This is a genomic window from Streptomyces sp. AF1A, assembly GCF_047340315.1.
In the GTDB taxonomy this organism is placed as follows: domain Bacteria; phylum Actinomycetota; class Actinomycetes; order Streptomycetales; family Streptomycetaceae; genus Streptomyces.
Window position 1 is genome coordinate 11,939 of the sequence record NZ_JBLEBI010000025.1, and the last position, 15,928, is coordinate 27,866.

Genomic DNA, 15,928 nt, shown 5'->3' on the forward strand with positions numbered 1-15,928 from the left:
TCCGCCTGCCTCACGCCGACAGGGGCCGCTGCACCTTGATCGACTGCAGCAGTCCGACCGCCACCCAGACCGCGAACATCGAGGAGCCGCCGTACGACACGAAGGGCAGCGGCAGGCCGGTGACCGGCATGATGCCGAGGGTCATGCCGATGTTCTCGAAGGCCTGGAAGGCGAACCAGGCGACGATCCCCGCGGCGACGATCGTGCCGTACAGCTCGGTCGAGTCGCGGGCGATGCGGCACGCGCGCCAGAGGATGACACCGATCAGGAAGATGATGAGGCCGGCGCCGAGGAAGCCCAGCTCCTCCCCGGCGACCGTGAACACGAAGTCGGTCTGCTGCTCGGGCACGAACTGGCCGGTGGTCTGCGAGCCGTGGAAGAGCCCGGCGCCGGTCAGTCCGCCGGAGCCGATGGCGATGCGGGCCTGGTTGGTGTTGTAGCCGACGCCGGCCGGGTCCAGGTCGGGGTTGGCGAAGGCCGCGAAGCGGTTGATCTGGTACTGGTCCAGGATGTGCAGCTGCCAGATGGTGATGCAGCCGACGACTCCGGCGATGAGCAGGCCGAAGACCCAGCGGTTGGAGGCGCCCGAGGCGAGCAGCACGCCCAGGATGATGGCCACCATGGCCAGCACGGAGCCCAGGTCCGGCATGAGCAGCAGGATCACGCACGGCACGGCGGCCAGGCCCAGGGACTGCGCCACGGTCCGGTGGTCGGGGTACGGCTTGTCGCCCGCGTCCACCCGGGCGGCCAGCAGCATGGCCATGCCCAGGATGATCGTGACCTTGAGGAACTCGGCGGGCTGGAGGGAGAAGCCGCCGATGACGATCCAGTTGCGCTGGCCGTTGATCGTCGCGCCGAGCGGGGTGAGGACCACCAGGGCCAGCGCGACCGACAGGCCGTACAGGAGCGGCACCGCGTTGCGCAGGGCGCGGTGGCCGAGCCAGAGCGTGCCGATCATCAGGGCGAACCCGATGCCGAGGTTCATCAGGTGGCGTTCCAGGAAGAAGTACGGGTCGCCCTGGTTGATCTCGGTGCGGTTGCGGGTCGCCGAGAAGACCAGCAGCGAGCCCAGCAGCGACAGCGCCATGGCGGCCAGCAGCATCGGCCAGTCGAGGCGGCGGGCCAGTGAGTCGCGGGCGAAGATCCTGGTCCAGCCGGCCCGCTCGGGGCCGTACCCGGAGACGGAGAAGCTGTTCGCGCCGGTCATGAGGGCATCCTCCGGCTTCCCCTTCTGCGGTTCCTGCGTGGGCCCCTGCGGGTGTTCCGGTTGCCCGTGGTGGGCGAGGTGGTGGCGGCGGGCTGGTCGCCGCCGTTGCTCGGGTTGTTCTTCTGGGAGGCCTCGGCGTCCTTCGCCGGGTCGCCGACGACGCGCGGCGCGGCGATGGTGCCGTCCGTGCGGACCTTCGGCAGGCCCTTCTGCGGCTCCGGCAGCAGCGCCTTCTTCTTGTCGATGGAGCCGTCGCCCTGGACGCCGTAGAGCGCGCTGTAGATGTTGCGCACGGCCTCACCGGAGGCGCCGGAACCGGTACCCGCCTGGGCGATCGTCATGATCACCGTGTAGTCCTTGGAGTACGTGGCCAGCCAGGAGGTGGTCTGCTTGCCGTAGACCTCCGCCGTACCGGTCTTGCCGTGCAGCGGGATCTTGTTCTGCGGCCAGCCGTTGAACTTCCAGGCGGCCGTACCACGGGTGATGACGCCCGCGAACGCGTCGTCCATGCCCTTGATGGTGGCCTGGTTGACCGGCAGCTTGCGCTGGACCTTGGGCTTGATCTCCTGGACCGTCTTGCCGTCGGCGCTGATGATCGCCTTGCCGATGGTCGGGACGTACTCGGTGCCGCCGTTGGCGACGGCGCTGTAGATCATCGCCTCCTGGATCGGCGTGACGAGGGTGTCGCCCTGGCCGATGGAGTAGTTGATCTCGTCACCCTCGCGCATCTTGTTGCCTTCGAGGCAGTTCTCGTAGGCGATCTTCTCGACGTAGGTGCCGTCCTTCTTGCCGCTCTTGCACCAGGCGTCCTTGTTGGCCTTCCAGTAGTTCAGCTTCCACTGGCGGTCGGGGATGCGGCCGGTGACCTCGTTGGGCAGGTCGATGCCGGTCTCCTTGCCGAGGCCGAACTGGTGGGCGGTCTTGAAGAACCAGTCCTTGGGCTGTCCCGGCTTGGGGTTGATGCCGCCGTCCTTCTTCCACTCCCTGTCGGCGAGGCCGTAGAAGACGGTGTCGCAGGAGACCTCGAGGGCGCGGCCGAGGGAGATGTCGCCGAAGTTCTCGCCCTCGAAGTTCTTGAAGACCTGGCCGCCCACCGAGTAGGAACTGGTGCACGGGTAGCCACCGTCCCAGGGGTAGCCGGCCTGGACCGCGGCGGCCGTGGAGACCACCTTGAAGGTCGAGCCGGGGGCCGCCTGACCCTGTATGGCCCTGTTGAGCAGCGGGTAGTCGGAGCCCTTGCCGGTGAGGGCCTTGTAGTCCTTGCCGGAGATGCCGCCGACCCAGACGTTCGGGTCGTAGGTCGGGGCCGAGGCCATGGCGACGATGCGGCCGGTCTTGGCCTCCATCACCACGACGGCGCCGGAGTCCGCCTTGTAGTTCTCGTGGGTGATGCTGTCGTACTGCTGGCGGGCGGTCTTCATGGCCTTGTCCAGCTCGTACTCGGCGACGCGCTGGACCCGGGAGTCGATGCTGGTGACCAGGTTCGAACCGGGCTGGGCCGCGTCGGACTTGGCCTTGCCGATGACCCGGCCGAGGTTGTCCACCTCGTAGCGGGTCACGCCGGCCTTGCCGCGCAGTTCCTTGTCGTACTGCCGCTCCAGGCCGGAGCGGCCGACCATGTCCGAGCGCAGGTAGGGCGAGCTGGTGTTCTTGGCCTTCTGGATCTCGTCGTCGGTGACCGGGGAGAGGTAGCCGAGGACCTGGGCGGTGTTGGACTTGCCGGGGCCCGGGTAGCGGCGCACGGCCTCGGGCTCGGCGGTGATGCCGGGGAAGTCCTCGGCGCGCTCGCGGATCTGCAGGGCCTGCCGGGGCGTGGCCTTGTCGGTGATGGGGATGGGCTGGTACGGCGAGCCGTTCCAGCACGGCTGGGGGGTCTTGGAGTCGCAGAGGCGGACCTTCTGCATGACCTCGGCGGGCTTCATGCCGAGGATTCCGGCCAGCTTGGTGAGCACCGCCTTTCCGCCGTCCTTCTGCTTCAGCAGGTCGGTGCGGGAGGCGGAGACGACCAGGCGCGTCTCGTTGTCGGCGAGGGGCACGCCGCGGGCGTCAAGGATGTCGCCGCGCACGGCGGGCTGGACGACCTGCTGGACGTGGTTGCCGGAGGCCTCCTTCTGGTACTGGGCGCCCTCCCGGATCTGCAGGTACCACAGCCGGCCGCCGAGCGTGCCGAGGAGGGACAGGACGAGGATCTGGATCACGACGAGCCGGATCTGGACCCGTGGGGTCCGACCGGTCTCGGGGATGTTGGTCACTGCGGCTGTCTCCCCCTCTCAGAGCAAGGACGTCTGTGCGCGCGGCGCGTGTGTGCGAACCGGCTGCGCGTGTACGAATGATGAACGATCAGCCTGTGAAGCCGGGTTCCGCGAAAGCCGCCTCGTTCGGGTGAACCCTGCCGGGTCGCCCGCTGTCTGACGCGCGCTCAAAGTCGCTTGACCCCCTTGATGCGGCCCACCCGGGCGGAGCGGGTGCGGGCCCTGGCCTTCAGCGCGCCCAGGCCGCTGCGCTGGCTGCCGATGCGCAGGCCGGTGCCGGAGGTGAGCCAGCCGGAGGAGATGTCGCTCGCCCTGGCGGAGCCGGGGGCCTCGGTCAGCGGGTCGTTGTCGGCGCGACGCGCCAGCCACATGACCGCCGGGACCACGAACGGCGCCAGCAGCAGGTCGTACAGGGCGGCGGACAACAGCAGGCCGGTCAGGCCGACGTGGCGGGCGGCGGTGTCGCCGACCAGGGCGCCCACCCCGGCGTACAGCAGCGTGGAGCCGATCGCCGCGGCGACCACGACGGCCATCGGGCCGGTGACCGACTTCAGGCGGCCGGTCTCCGGCTTGATGAGCCCGGCGAAGTAGCCGGTCACGCACAGCACGAGCGCGTAGCGGCCGGCCGCGTGGTCCGCGGGCGGGGCGAGGTCGGCCAGCAGGCCGGCGCCGAACCCGACGAGGGCGCCGCCGACATGGCCGTACACCATGGCGAGGCCGAGGACGGTGAGCAGCAGCAGGTCGGGGACGGCGCCCGGCAGGTGCAGACGGGCGAGGACGCTCACCTGGATCACCATGGCGACGACGACCAGGGCGGTGGAGAGCAGGATCCGGTTGACACGCATGGGGATTCAGCTCCTACTGCTGCGGCTGCTGGTCGTTGGGGTTGACCGGGACGCCGGCCGACGGGGTGACGGTGACGGTCACCGTCGGGGTGGGCACCGGCTTGGGCTTGGCCGGCAGGACCTCGTCGCGCGGGTCCTTCTTGGGGGCCTGGACGACCACACCGACGATGTCGAGCTTGGTGAAGCTGACGTACGGGGTCACGTAGAGGGTGCGGGTGAGGCCGCCGCCGGAGGGGTCGACGCGGGAGACCACACCGACGGGCACGCCCGGCACGAACGGCTTGTCGGCCTCCGAGCCGAAGGTGACGAGGCGGTCGCCCTTCTTCACCTCGGCCTTGGCGTTGAGCAGTTCCACGCGCAGCGGGCGGTCGCCCTGCCCGGAGGCGAAGCCGAGTTCGTCGCTGCCCTCCATGCGGGTGCCGACGGTGAAGTCGGGGTCGTTGGCGAGCAGCACGGTGGAGGTGTCGGGCCCGACCGTGGTGACGCGCCCGACCAGGCCGTCGCCGTTGAGCACGGTCATGTCCCGCTTGATGCCGTCGTTGGCGCCGACGTCGATGGTCACGGTCCAGGAGAAGCCCTGCGCCGACCCTATGGCGACGACCTGAGCGCCCTTGATGCCGTACTGGCCCTCGCCCGCCAGCTTCAGCATCTTGTCGAGTTGGTTCAGGCGGCTGCGGCTGCGGTCGTCGCTGCCGAGCTTCGCCTTGAGCGCCGCGTTCTCCTTCTCCAGTGCGGTGAGACGCGCGTGCCGGCTGCCGGAGTCGCGGACCGCGGAGACGGCGTTGCCCACCGGCTCGACCGCCGAGGACAGCCCGTTCTCCACCGGGCCGAACACCGTGGCCGCGGCCTGCCGGGCGCCGTCGACCGGTGAGTTCCGGCCCCCGCGGATATCCACCGTGATCAGCGCGAACGCGATCGCGACCAGCAGGATTAGGAGCAGCCGGCTCTCTTTCGTGTCCCTCACGTGCGGCGGCCGTGCCTTCCTCAAGTAGGAATTCGTCGGGCCCGGGAAAAGCGAATGGTGCGGCGCAAACCCAACAGGCCCGTTCGGGGGAGCTGATGCCTCTATATCAACGATCCGCCGCACGAGAACAGAACGTCCCGTACGGCGGAATCGGCGAGTTGCGTCATCTGCGCGGCTGGGCGTCCAGCACCTGCTGCAGCGCCTCGAACTCCTCGACGCACTTGCCGGAGCCGAGCGCGACGCTGTCCAGCGGGTCCTCGGCGATGTGGATCGGCATGCCGGTCTCGCGCCGCAGCCGCTCGTCGAGCCCGCGCAACAGGGCGCCGCCGCCGGTCAGAACGATTCCCCGGTCCATGATGTCGCCGGACAGCTCCGGCGGGCACTTGTCGAGGGTCGTCTTGACCGCGTCGACGATCGCGTTGACCGGCTCCTCGATCGCCTTGCGGACCTCGGCCGCCGAGATGACGACGGTCTTCGGCAGCCCGGACACGAGGTCCCGGCCGCGGACTTCGGTGTGCTCGTCGGCGTCGAGGGCGTACGCCGAACCGATCGTGATCTTGATCTGCTCGGCCGTGCGCTCACCCAGCAGAAGGCTGTACTCCTTCTTGATGTACTGGATGATCGCGTTGTCCAGTTCGTCGCCGGCGACGCGGATGGACTGGGCCGTGACGATGCCGCCGAGCGAGATGACCGCGACCTCCGTGGTGCCGCCGCCGATGTCCACCACCATGTTGCCCGTGGCCTCGTGGACCGGCAGGCCGGAGCCGATGGCCGCGGCCATGGGCTCCTCGATGATGTGCACCTGGCGGGCGCCGGCCTGGGTGGACGCCTCGATGACCGCGCGGCGCTCGACGCCCGTGATGCCGGAGGGCACGCAGACGACGACCCGCGGACGCGCCAGATACCGCCGCTTGTGGATCTTCAGGATGAAGTAGCGCAGCATCCGCTCGGTGATCTCGAAGTCGGCGATCACACCGTCCTTCAGTGGCCGCACCGCCACGATGTTGCCCGGCGTCCGGCCGATCATCTTCTTCGCCTCGGCGCCGACCGCCAGGATGCCACCGGTGTTGGTGTTGATCGCGACGACGGACGGCTCGTTGAGTACGATCCCGCGACCCCTGACGTACACCAGCGTGTTGGCGGTCCCGAGGTCGACAGCCATGTCACGGCCGATGAACGACATTGAGTTCCCCATCCGGATTCATCTGGCCTTCCTGAGCTTTTGAGGGCATATCAGGTCGGCGAGGCGGGTGCTGTGACGTGAAGGCCTCCATCGTAAACGGGCCTGCACGAACACTGCGCGAGGGTCTCCGCCATTGTCACCAGATGGCGGTCCGCCTCGCTTGCGGAGACGGGCGTTCGGGGGCGCTCGTTCCCTCAATCGCCGGTAGTCATGCGTGAAATATTCAGGTCCGGGTGGATTCCCGGACCTGACGTCTGCGCGGTGGCGGCGGGCGTTACGCGCGGCCGGGGAAGAAGATCTTCACCTCGCGCTCGGCGGACTCCTCGGAGTCGGAGGCGTGGATCAGGTTCTCGCGGACGATCACGCCGAAGTCCCCGCGGATCGAGCCCGGCGCCGCGGCGATCGGGTCGGTCGGGCCGGCCAGCGCGCGCACGCCCTCGATGACCCGCTCGCCCTCGACGATCAGGGCGACGACCGGGCCGGAGGACATGAACTCGACCAGCGGCGCGTAGAAGGGCTTGCCGACGTGCTCGGCGTAGTGCTGCTCCAGCGTGGCCCGGTCCAGCGTGCGCAGTTCCAGCGCGGTGATCTGCCAGCCGGCCTTGCGCTCGATACGGCTGATGATCTCGCCGGTCAGGCCGCGACGGACGGCGTCGGGCTTGAGCAGGACGAGGGTGCGCTGGCTCACGGGGGAACTCCTATCACTGACGTGTGCGGTGGGACGAGGTTACAAGGTCGCGGTCCGCGCTCGTCACGCAGCGTCAGCTGTGGAGGAGGACTGCGCCTGCGCCGCGAATCTGGCCTTCGCCTCGTCCACCTTCCTGCCGAAGTGCACCGACGCCCACCACAGCGCCGCGAACACCGCGCCCATGAAGTACATGGTGGGCACGAAGACGCCGGAGGCGATCAGGGCGATCTGCAGGGCCCAGCCCAGGGCCACTCCGCCGGGACGGGTCACCGTGCCGCACAGCAACACGCACAGCAGCATGGCGAGGCCGCTGACGAGCCACACCGTGGACACCGACAGACCGGGGTCCTTCATGGCCACCAGCCCGGCGAAGCCGATGACGAAGAACTCGCCGATCAGGGTCGAGGAGCACAACGTACGCATCTTGGGACCTCAGCCCTTCCCCAGCAGCAGCCGGGCCTCGCCGACCGTGATGACGGAACCGGTGACCAGCACCCCGCCGCCCGCGAACTCGCCCTCCTCCTCGGCCAGCGTGATCGCGGCCTCCAGGGCGTCCGGCAGCCGCGGCTCGACCTGCACCCGCTCGTCGCCGAACACCTCGACGGCGATCGCGGCCAGCTCGTCCGCGTCCATGGCGCGATGGCTGGAGTTCTGCGTGACGACGACCTCGGCGAAGATCGGCTCGAGGGCCTCCAGCAGCCCCCGCACGTTCTTGTCGCCGCTCGCGCCGACCACACCGATCAGCCGGCTGAAGTCGAACGCCTCCCGCACGGCCTCGGCGGCGGCCGCGGCGCCCGCCGGGTTGTGCGCGGCGTCCAGCACGACCGTGGGCGAGCGCCGTACGACCTCCAGGCGGCCCGGCGAGGACACCGCGGCGAAGGCCTTGCGGACGGTGTCGATGTCCAGCGGCTCGGCGCGCTGTGCGCCGACGCCGAAGAACGCCTCCACGGCGGCGAGCGCCACGGCCGCGTTGTGCGCCTGGTGGGCGCCGTGCAGCGGGATGTACACCTCGGGGTACTCGCCGCCGAGGCCGCGCAGGGTGAGCAGCTGCCCGCCGACGGCGACCTGCCGGGACACCACGCCGAACTCCAGACCCTCGCGGGCCACGGTGGCGTCCACCTCCACGGCCTTCTTCAGCAGCACCTGCGCCGCGTCCACCGGCTGCTGCGCCAGGATGACGGTCGCGTCCTGCTTGATGACGCCGCCCTTCTCCCCCGCGATCTCGGCGGGCGTCCCGCCGAGGCGGTCGGTGTGGTCCAGGTCGATGGGGGTGACGACCGCGACGTCGCCGTCGATCACGTTGGTGGCGTCCCAGCTGCCGCCCATGCCGACCTCCACGACGGCCACGTCGACGGGCGCGTCGGCGAACGCCGCGTACGCCATGCCGGTGAGCACCTCGAAGAAGGACAGCCGGTACTCCTGCTGCGCGTCCACCATCTCCACGTACGGCTTGATGTCCTGGTACGTCTCGATGAACCGCTCGGCGGAGATCGGGGCACCGTCCAGGCTGATCCGCTCGGTGATCGACTGCACGTGCGGGCTGGTGTAGCGGCCGGTGCGCAGCTCGAAGGCGCCGAGCAGGGCCTCGATCATGCGAGCGGTGGAGGTCTTGCCGTTCGTGCCCGTGATGTGGATCGAGGGGTACGACCGCTGCGGCTCGCCCAGGACGTCCATCAGCGCCGAGATGCGGCTGACCGAGGGCTCCAGCTTGGTCTCGCCCCAGCGCGTGGCCAGCTCCGACTCGACCTCACGCAGGGCCTTGTCGACCTCGGGGTCCTCCGGGCGCGCGGGCACGTCGGCGTACGACGGCCCGCCCTGGGTGCGCAGGGTACGGCTGCCGGCTTCGATCACGGCGAGGTCGGGGTCGCGCGTGGTCTCGGCTTCGATGATCTCGTCGAAGCTGTCGAGGGGGTCGGGCTGGTCGGTACCGTTCGGGTCGCTCACGGTGCCAGTCTACGGAGCCGCAGTGACAAAGGTCCGGTTCGGGGTGGCTGCCCGGGTTGCCGGGTGACGGGTCCGTCGGGACCGCTCGCGCCCGCGCTGCCGAGCCGCACACCGATACGGCCCCGCGCCTGTTCGTGTGCCGCGGCACCACACGGCGAGCGGCCCCTCGCCCCGGTACGCGAAGGCCCCGGTGCCGGGACAGCTCCGGGGCCCTCGTGGGTGCGCGCGCAGGCTACGCCGACGGCAGACGGTCCAGCTGCGCGGTGATGCGGGCGATGTCCTCCTCGGCCTTGGCCAGGCGCGTGCGGATCTTGTCCACCACGTTGTCCGGGGCCTTGGCCAGGAACGCCTCGTTGCCCAGCTTGGCCGTGGCCTGGGCCTTCTCCTTCTCGGCGGCGGCCAGGTCCTTGGCCAGCCGCTTGCGCTCGGCGGCCACGTCGATCGTGCCGGACAGGTCGAGGGCGACCTCGGCGCCGGCGATCGGCAGGGTGGCCGTGGCGGTGAAGGAGTCGCCCTCCGGCTGCAGGCGCAGCAGCTGGCGGATGGCGGCCTCGTGCGGGGCCAGGGCCGTGCCGTCCAGGGTCAGGCGGGCCGGGACCCGCTGGCCGGGCTGGAGGCCCTGGTCGGCGCGGAACCGGCGGACCTCGGTGATGACGGACTGGAGGGTCTCGATCTCCCGCTCCGCGTCCTGGTCGCGGAAGCCGCTGTCGGCCGGCCAGTCGGCGATCACGATGGACTCGCCGCCGGTGAGGGTGGTCCACAGGGTGTCGGTGACGAACGGGACCACCGGGTGCAGCAGCTTGAGGGTGACGTCCAGGACCTCGCCGAGGACCCGCTTGCTGACCTCGGCCGCCTCGCCGCCCGCCTGGAACGTCGTCTTGGACAGCTCGACGTACCAGTCGAAGACCTCGTCCCAGGCGAAGTGGTAGAGGGCGTCGGACAGCTTGGCGAACTGGAAGTCCTCGTAGAACGCGTCGACTTCGGCGACGGTCTTGTTGAGGCGGGACAGGATCCAGCGGTCGGTGGCGGACAGCCGCTCCGGGTCGGGCAGTGGACCCTCGACCGTCGCGCCGTTCATCAGCGCGAAGCGGGTCGCGTTCCAGATCTTGTTGGCGAAGTTGCGGGACGCCTGGACCCAGTCCTCGCCGATCGGCACATCGGTACCGGGGTTCGCGCCGCGGGCCAGGGTGAAACGGACGGCGTCGGAGCCGTACTTGTCCATCCAGTCCAGCGGGTCGACGACGTTGCCGAAGGACTTCGACATCTTCTTGCCGCGCTCGTCGCGGACCAGGCCGGTCAGCGCGATGGTGCGGAAGGGGACCTCGCCGTCCATGGCGTACAGGCCGAACATCATCATCCGCGCGACCCAGAAGAAGATGATGTCGTGGCCGGTGAGCAGGACGTCGGTCGGGTAGAACTTCCGCAGGTCCTCGGTCTGTTCGGGCCAGCCGAGCGTGGAGAAGGGCCACAGGCCGGAGGAGAACCACGTGTCGAGGACGTCGGTGTCCTGGTGCCAGCCCTCGCCGGCCGGCGGCTCCTCGTCGGGGCCGACGCAGACGACCTCGCCCTCCGGGCCGTACCAGACGGGGATGCGGTGGCCCCACCACAGCTGGCGCGAGATGCACCAGTCGTGCATGTTGTCGACCCAGTCGAAGTACCGCTTCGCCATGTCCTCGGGGTGGATCTTCACCCGGCCGTCGCGGACCGCGTCACCGGCGGCCTTGGCGAGCGGGCCGACCTTGACCCACCACTGCATCGACAGGCGCGGCTCGATGGTGGTCTTGCAGCGCGAGCAGTGGCCCACGCTGTGGACGTAGGGCCGCTTCTCGGCGACGATCCGGCCCTGGGAGCGCAGGGCCGCGACGATGGCGGAGCGCGCCTCGAAGCGGTCCAGGCCCTGGAAGGGGCCGTGCGCGGTGATGACGGCGCGCTCGTCCATGACGGTGATGGACTCCAGGCCGTGGCGCTGGCCGATCGCGAAGTCGTTCGGGTCGTGGGCCGGGGTGACCTTGACGGCGCCGGTGCCGAACGCGGGGTCGACGTGCGTGTCGGCGACGACGGGGATGGCGCGGTCGGTCAGCGGCAGCTTGATGCGCTTGCCGACCAGGTGCCGGTAGCGCTCGTCGTCGGGGTGGACGGCGACGGCCGTGTCACCGAGCATCGTCTCGGCGCGGGTGGTGGCGACGACGAGCGTCTCGTCGCCCTCGCCGTACTTGATGGAGACGAGCTCGCCGTCGTCCTCCTGGTACTCCACCTCGATGTCCGAGATGGCCGTCAGACAGCGCGGGCACCAGTTGATGATGCGCTCGGCGCGGTAGATCAGCTCGTCGTCGTAGAGCTTCTTGAAGATGGTCTGGACGGCCTTGGACAGGCCCTCGTCCATGGTGAAGCGCTCGCGCGACCAGTCGACGCCGTCGCCGAGGCGGCGCATCTGGCCGAGGATCTTGCCGCCGTACTCCTCCTTCCACTGCCACACACGCTCGACGAACTCCTCGCGGCCGAGGTCGTGGCGGGACTTGCCCTCCTCGGCGAGCTGCTGCTCGACCTTGTTCTGCGTGGCGATGCCGGCGTGGTCCATGCCGGGCAGCCACAGCGACTCGTAGCCCTGCATGCGCCTGCGGCGCGTGAGGGCGTCCATCAGTGTGTGCTGGAAGGCGTGGCCCAGGTGGAGCGAACCGGTGACGTTCGGCGGCGGGATGACGATGGTGTACGCGGGCTTGTCGCTCTTGGCGTCCGCCTCGAAGTAACCCCGCTCTACCCAGCGCTCGTACAGCGGCCCCTCTACATCGGCCGGCGCGTACTGGGTCGGCAGTTCGGTGGCGGGCGCTGGTGGCTGCTGCTGAGCGTTCTCGGTCACGGGGGTCAGTTTAGAGGTGTCACGGGGCGGTCCCGAAACGCGTTTGTTCTGTAACGGTGCGACCCCCCGTGCCGTGCGCGCGCCGGGCCTGGGCCAGGATGTCAGGAACACATAAGGCATCTGGAGGGGAACCCAGAAATGAGCAACAACCAGCCGGGCCCGTACGGCGGGCCGCCCCAGCAGCCGGGTCCGTACGGCCAGCCGGGGCAGCCTGGGCCGTACGGCCAGCCGGGGCCCTACGGTCAGCCCGGCCCCTACGGCCAGCAGCCGCAGGCCCCGCAGCCCGGCTACGGCTACCCCCAGCAGGCCCCGCAGGCCCCGCCGGCCCCGCCGCAGCCCGGTTACGGCTACCCGCAGCAGGGCGCGCCGCAGCAGCCGGACCCGTACGGCCGGCAGCCGAACCCCTACGGCCAGCAGACCTACGGCATGCCCCAGGCACCCGAGCCGGGCGGCGGCAAGAAGAAGACCGGCCTGATCATCGCGGCGGTGGCCGTGGTGGCGGCGGTGGCGGTGGGGGCGTACTTCCTCATCGGCGGAAACGGCGGCGCGAGCGTCGCGGACGACGGCCCGCACAAGCTGATCACGCCGGCGACCGTGCTGACGGAGTACAAGCGCGGTTCGAGCAAGAGCGACACGATGACGTCGAGCGACCTCAAGGACGCCGAGAAGTGGGGCGTGCACAATCCGAAGGACGTCAGCGCCGAGTACACGTCCGGGGACAAGTCCAACCCGCTGGGCCAGAAGGTGCTCGAGTTCGGCGGTGTCTACGGAACGATCGACGACCCCGAGAAGACCGTCGACGCGATGTTCGCCTACATGAAGACCGAGAGCAGCAAGGACAGCACCGAGAAGTACAGCCTGGTGGGTCAGCCGAAGGAGTACAAGCCGGCCTCGCTCGAGGGTGCGGTGCTCAAGTGCCAGCAGGCCAAGGGCGAGAACACCGACAGCACCGGGCCCAAGGAGATGTCGTTCGACTTCTGCATCTGGGGTGACCACAGCACGCTCGGCATGATCATGCCCATGGACATCGCCACCCTCGCTGCGGGCCGGAGCAGCGACCCGGCCGAGGACGCCGAACTGACCGCCAAGTTCCGCAACGAGGTGCGCGTCAAGGCCTGACGCCCTCAGGACGCCGCGAGGGGCCCCGGTCGGTCGACCGGGGCCCCTCGCGCGTGCCTGTGGTTTACGCCGGCTTACGCCGTCTTCTGTTCGCCGCCGCCCCGCCCCCGGACGTCCCGCGGGATGAGCGTCGGGTTGACGTTGGAGAGGACGACGTCGGCGGTGATGACGACGCGGGCGACGTCCTTGCGGGAGGGGACCTCGTACATGACGCCCTGGAGGACCTCCTCCATGATGGCGCGCAGGCCGCGGGCGCCGGTCTGGCGGAGGATGGCCTGGTCGGCGATGGCCTCGAGGGCCTCGCGCTCGAAGTCGAGTTCCACGCCGTCGAGTTCGAAGAGGCGCTGGTACTGCTTGACCAGGGCGTTGCGGGGCTCCACGAGGATCTTCAGCAGGGCCTCGCGGTCGAGGTTGTGAACCGACGTGATCACCGGGAGGCGGCCGATGAACTCGGGGATCATGCCGAACTTGACCAGGTCCTCCGGCATGACGTCCTCGAAGACGTCCTTGGCCTCCAGCTCGCGCTTGGAGAGGATCGTGGCGCCGAAGCCGATGCCCTTGGCACCCGCGCGCGCCTCGATGATCTTCTCCAGGCCGGCGAAGGCGCCGCCCACGATGAACAGGACGTTCGTCGTGTCGATCTGGATGAACTCCTGGTGGGGGTGCTTGCGGCCGCCCTGGGGCGGGACCGATGCCGTGGTGCCCTCGAGGATCTTCAGCAGGGCCTGCTGGACGCCCTCGCCCGAGACGTCCCGGGTGATCGACGGGTTCTCGCTCTTGCGGGCGACCTTGTCGATCTCGTCGATGTAGATGATCCCGGTCTCGGCCTTCTTGACGTCGTAGTCCGCCGCCTGGATCAGCTTCAGCAGGATGTTCTCGACGTCCTCGCCGACGTAGCCCGCCTCGGTGAGCGCCGTCGCGTCCGCGATCGCGAACGGGACGTTCAGCATGCGCGCCAGGGTCTGCGCGAGGAGGGTCTTGCCGGAGCCCGTGGGGCCCAGCAGCAGGATGTTGGACTTCGCCAGCTCGATGGCGTCGTCACGGCCGCCCGGGCCGCCGTTCTCGCCCGCCTGGACCCGCTTGTAGTGGTTGTACACCGCGACCGACAGGGCCTTCTTGGCGGCCTCCTGGCCGACCACGTAGCCCTCGAGGAACTCGTAGATCTCGCGGGGCTTGGGCAGCTCCTCCCAGCGCACCTCGCTGGTCTCCGCGAGCTCCTCCTCGATGATCTCGTTGCAGAGATCGATGCACTCGTCGCAGATGTACACACCGGGCCCTGCGATGAGCTTCTTGACCTGCTTCTGGCTCTTGCCGCAGAACGAGCACTTGAGCAGATCGCCGCCGTCACCGATGCGTGCCACGGTGTGCTTCCCCTTCGCCTGGGAGACGCCTGGACACGAGGGTCCAGCGGCTCCTGGTGCTGCCTTATGTCCGACGGTACCTTGCCGGGCCCGGTGTTCGGGCCCCCCTTGGCAGGGTTCACTTTGACGTGAAGCCTGCCAAGAGGGGCAATGAGTGCGCCGCTCCGCGTCAGCGAACGGCGGCGTTGTTCAGCTTGCGGGTGGAGATGATCTGGTCGACGAGGCCGTACTCCAGCGCCTCCTCGGCCGTGAGGATCTTGTCGCGCTCGATGTCCTCGCGGACCTGTTCGATCGGCCGGTTCGAGTGCTTCGCCAACATGTTCTCCAGCTGCTCACGCATCCGGGTGAACTCGTTGGCGATGATCTCCAGATCGGAGAGCTGGCCGCGGCCGGTGGAGCCCGCCGGCTGGTGGATCAGGACACGCGAGTTCGGCAGCGCCATGCGCTTGCCGGGCGTGCCGGCGGCGAGCAGGATGGCCGCGGCGGAGGCCGCCTGGCCCATGCAGACCGTCTGGATGTCGGGCTTCACGAACTGCATCGTGTCGTAGATCGCCGTCAGGGCGGTCATGTCGCCGCCCGGGCTGTTGATGTAGATCGAGATGTCCCGGTCCGGGTCCATCGACTCGAGGCACAGCAGCTGCGCCATGACGTCGTTGGCGGAGGCGTCGTCGATCTGGACGCCCAGGAAGATCACGCGCTCCTCGAAGAGCTTCGCGTACGGGTCGTACTCGCGGATGCCCTGGGAGGTGCGCTCGACGAAGCGCGGGATGACGTAGCGGCTGTCGGGGCGGGGCCCTTCGTACATGCCGCTGGCGGCGCCGGGGAAGTTGCTCATGGGGTTCACCGTCCTGGTGGCGTTCGGGGGGCTGGTGTCTCGGCGGTGCGTGGCAGGGCCGGGCCGGTCAGGCACCGGTGCCGCCGCCTCCCGGAACACCCGAGGCGTGCGTGATGATCTCGTCAATGAGACCGTACTCCTTGGCCTCTTCCGGCGTGAACCAGCGGTCGCGGTCGCCGTCGCGGATGATCTTCTCGACGGTCTGGCCGGAGTGCAGCGCGGTCAGCTCGGACATGCGCTTCTTGGTGCGCATCAGGTACTCGGCCTGGATCTTGATGTCCGAGACCGTACCGCCGAGGCCCGCGGAGCCCTGGTGCATCATGATGTCCGCGTGCGGGAGGGCGAAGCGCTTGCCGGCGGTGCCGCCGGTGAGCAGGAACTGGCCCATCGAGGCCGCCATGCCCATGGCGATCGTCACCACGTCGTTCGGGATGTACTGCATGGTGTCGTAGATCGCCATGCCGGCCGTCACCGAGCCGCCGGGGCTGTTGATGTAGAGGTAGACGTCCTTGTCCGGGTCGGCGGCAAGGAGCAGCAGCTGTGCGGTGATCTTGTTCGCGATGTCGTCGTCAACCTGCTGGCCGAGGAAGATGATCCGCTCGTTGAGCAGCCGGTTGTAGACCTGGTCGCCGAGGCCACCACCGATGGAAGGCTCGCCGGCGGCGGAGGGCAT

At 69.4% G+C, this 15,928-nt stretch carries 13 protein-coding genes; 1 reads left to right on the forward strand and 12 read right to left on the reverse strand.

What is annotated here, in order from left to right:
• Nucleotides 1-10 precede the first annotated feature (10 nt).
• The 9 genes from rodA to ACLU3S_RS11085 all read right to left on the reverse strand — a co-directional run bounded on the left by rodA (nucleotide 11) and on the right by ACLU3S_RS11085 (nucleotide 11,940).
• The gene (gene rodA / locus ACLU3S_RS11045; protein WP_413951594.1) at nucleotides 11-1,207 is read right to left on the reverse strand and encodes a rod shape-determining protein RodA; all 1,197 of its coding nucleotides are present in this window, start codon (nucleotides 1,205-1,207) and stop codon (nucleotides 11-13) included.
• Nucleotides 1,204-3,459 (reverse strand): penicillin-binding protein 2, encoded by a 2,256-nt coding sequence (gene mrdA / locus ACLU3S_RS11050; protein WP_413951595.1) that lies wholly within the window; start codon nucleotides 3,457-3,459, stop codon nucleotides 1,204-1,206. The genes rodA and mrdA overlap by 4 nt, the downstream gene beginning before the upstream one ends.
• 167 nt (nucleotides 3,460-3,626) lie before the next feature.
• On the reverse strand, nucleotides 3,627-4,304 hold the full coding sequence (gene mreD / locus ACLU3S_RS11055) for a rod shape-determining protein MreD (RefSeq protein WP_413951596.1): 678 nt from the start codon (nucleotides 4,302-4,304) through the stop codon (nucleotides 3,627-3,629).
• 13 nt (nucleotides 4,305-4,317) lie between these two features.
• The gene (gene mreC, locus ACLU3S_RS11060) at nucleotides 4,318-5,268 is read right to left on the reverse strand and encodes a rod shape-determining protein MreC (protein ID WP_413951597.1); all 951 of its coding nucleotides are present in this window, start codon (nucleotides 5,266-5,268) and stop codon (nucleotides 4,318-4,320) included.
• 163 nt (nucleotides 5,269-5,431) lie between these two features.
• On the reverse strand, nucleotides 5,432-6,451 hold the full coding sequence (locus tag ACLU3S_RS11065; RefSeq protein ID WP_413951598.1) for a rod shape-determining protein: 1,020 nt from the start codon (nucleotides 6,449-6,451) through the stop codon (nucleotides 5,432-5,434).
• 274 nt (nucleotides 6,452-6,725) lie between these two features.
• Nucleotides 6,726-7,139, reverse strand: coding sequence for a nucleoside-diphosphate kinase (gene ndk / locus ACLU3S_RS11070; protein WP_413951599.1), 414 nt, complete (start codon nucleotides 7,137-7,139; stop codon nucleotides 6,726-6,728).
• 63 nt (nucleotides 7,140-7,202) lie between these two features.
• Complete coding sequence (locus ACLU3S_RS11075) at nucleotides 7,203-7,562, reverse strand: DUF4233 domain-containing protein (RefSeq protein WP_413951600.1); 360 nt, start codon at nucleotides 7,560-7,562, stop codon at nucleotides 7,203-7,205.
• A 9-nt stretch (nucleotides 7,563-7,571) separates the two neighbouring features.
• A complete protein-coding gene (gene folC, locus ACLU3S_RS11080; RefSeq protein WP_413951601.1) occupies nucleotides 7,572-9,083 on the reverse strand; it encodes a bifunctional tetrahydrofolate synthase/dihydrofolate synthase in 1,512 nt (503 codons plus the stop codon).
• Nucleotides 9,084-9,315: 232 nt separating this feature from the next.
• Entirely contained in the window at nucleotides 9,316-11,940 is a 2,625-nt protein-coding gene (locus ACLU3S_RS11085; RefSeq protein WP_413951602.1) for a valine--tRNA ligase, read from the reverse strand.
• A 138-nt stretch (nucleotides 11,941-12,078) separates the two neighbouring features.
• Here ACLU3S_RS11085 and ACLU3S_RS11090 point away from each other — a divergent pair, with 138 nt between their 5' ends.
• Entirely contained in the window at nucleotides 12,079-13,059 is a 981-nt protein-coding gene (locus tag ACLU3S_RS11090; RefSeq protein ID WP_413951603.1) for a hypothetical protein, read from the forward strand.
• Nucleotides 13,060-13,133: 74 nt separating this feature from the next.
• On the opposite strand, the gene clpX is transcribed toward ACLU3S_RS11090, so the two are convergent.
• The 3 genes from clpX to ACLU3S_RS11105 all read right to left on the reverse strand — a co-directional run bounded on the left by clpX (nucleotide 13,134) and on the right by ACLU3S_RS11105 (nucleotide 15,928).
• Nucleotides 13,134-14,420, reverse strand: a complete 1,287-nt coding sequence (clpX, locus tag ACLU3S_RS11095; protein WP_413951604.1) for an ATP-dependent Clp protease ATP-binding subunit ClpX — start codon at nucleotides 14,418-14,420, stop codon at nucleotides 13,134-13,136.
• 169 nt (nucleotides 14,421-14,589) lie between these two features.
• Nucleotides 14,590-15,255: an ATP-dependent Clp protease proteolytic subunit gene (locus ACLU3S_RS11100; protein ID WP_059249543.1), complete on the reverse strand. Its 666-nt coding sequence runs from the start codon at nucleotides 15,253-15,255 to the stop codon at nucleotides 14,590-14,592.
• Between the two features lie 67 nt (nucleotides 15,256-15,322).
• Nucleotides 15,323-15,928, reverse strand: coding sequence for an ATP-dependent Clp protease proteolytic subunit (locus tag ACLU3S_RS11105; protein ID WP_413951633.1), 606 nt, complete (start codon nucleotides 15,926-15,928; stop codon nucleotides 15,323-15,325).

Coding starts and splice junctions, on each gene's coding strand:
- ACLU3S_RS11105 (WP_413951633.1), bottom strand. CDS start 15,928: ATGCCCTCCGCCGCCGGCGAGCCTTCCATCGGTGGTGGCCTCGGCGAC.
- ACLU3S_RS11065 (WP_413951598.1), bottom strand. CDS start 6,451: ATGTCGTTCATCGGCCGTGACATGGCTGTCGACCTCGGGACCGCCAAC.
- ACLU3S_RS11090 (WP_413951603.1), top strand. CDS start 12,079: ATGAGCAACAACCAGCCGGGCCCGTACGGCGGGCCGCCCCAGCAGCCG.
- ACLU3S_RS11100 (WP_059249543.1), bottom strand. CDS start 15,255: ATGAGCAACTTCCCCGGCGCCGCCAGCGGCATGTACGAAGGGCCCCGC.
- rodA (WP_413951594.1), bottom strand. CDS start 1,207: ATGACCGGCGCGAACAGCTTCTCCGTCTCCGGGTACGGCCCCGAGCGG.
- mreD (WP_413951596.1), bottom strand. CDS start 4,304: ATGCGTGTCAACCGGATCCTGCTCTCCACCGCCCTGGTCGTCGTCGCC.
- ACLU3S_RS11075 (WP_413951600.1), bottom strand. CDS start 7,562: ATGCGTACGTTGTGCTCCTCGACCCTGATCGGCGAGTTCTTCGTCATC.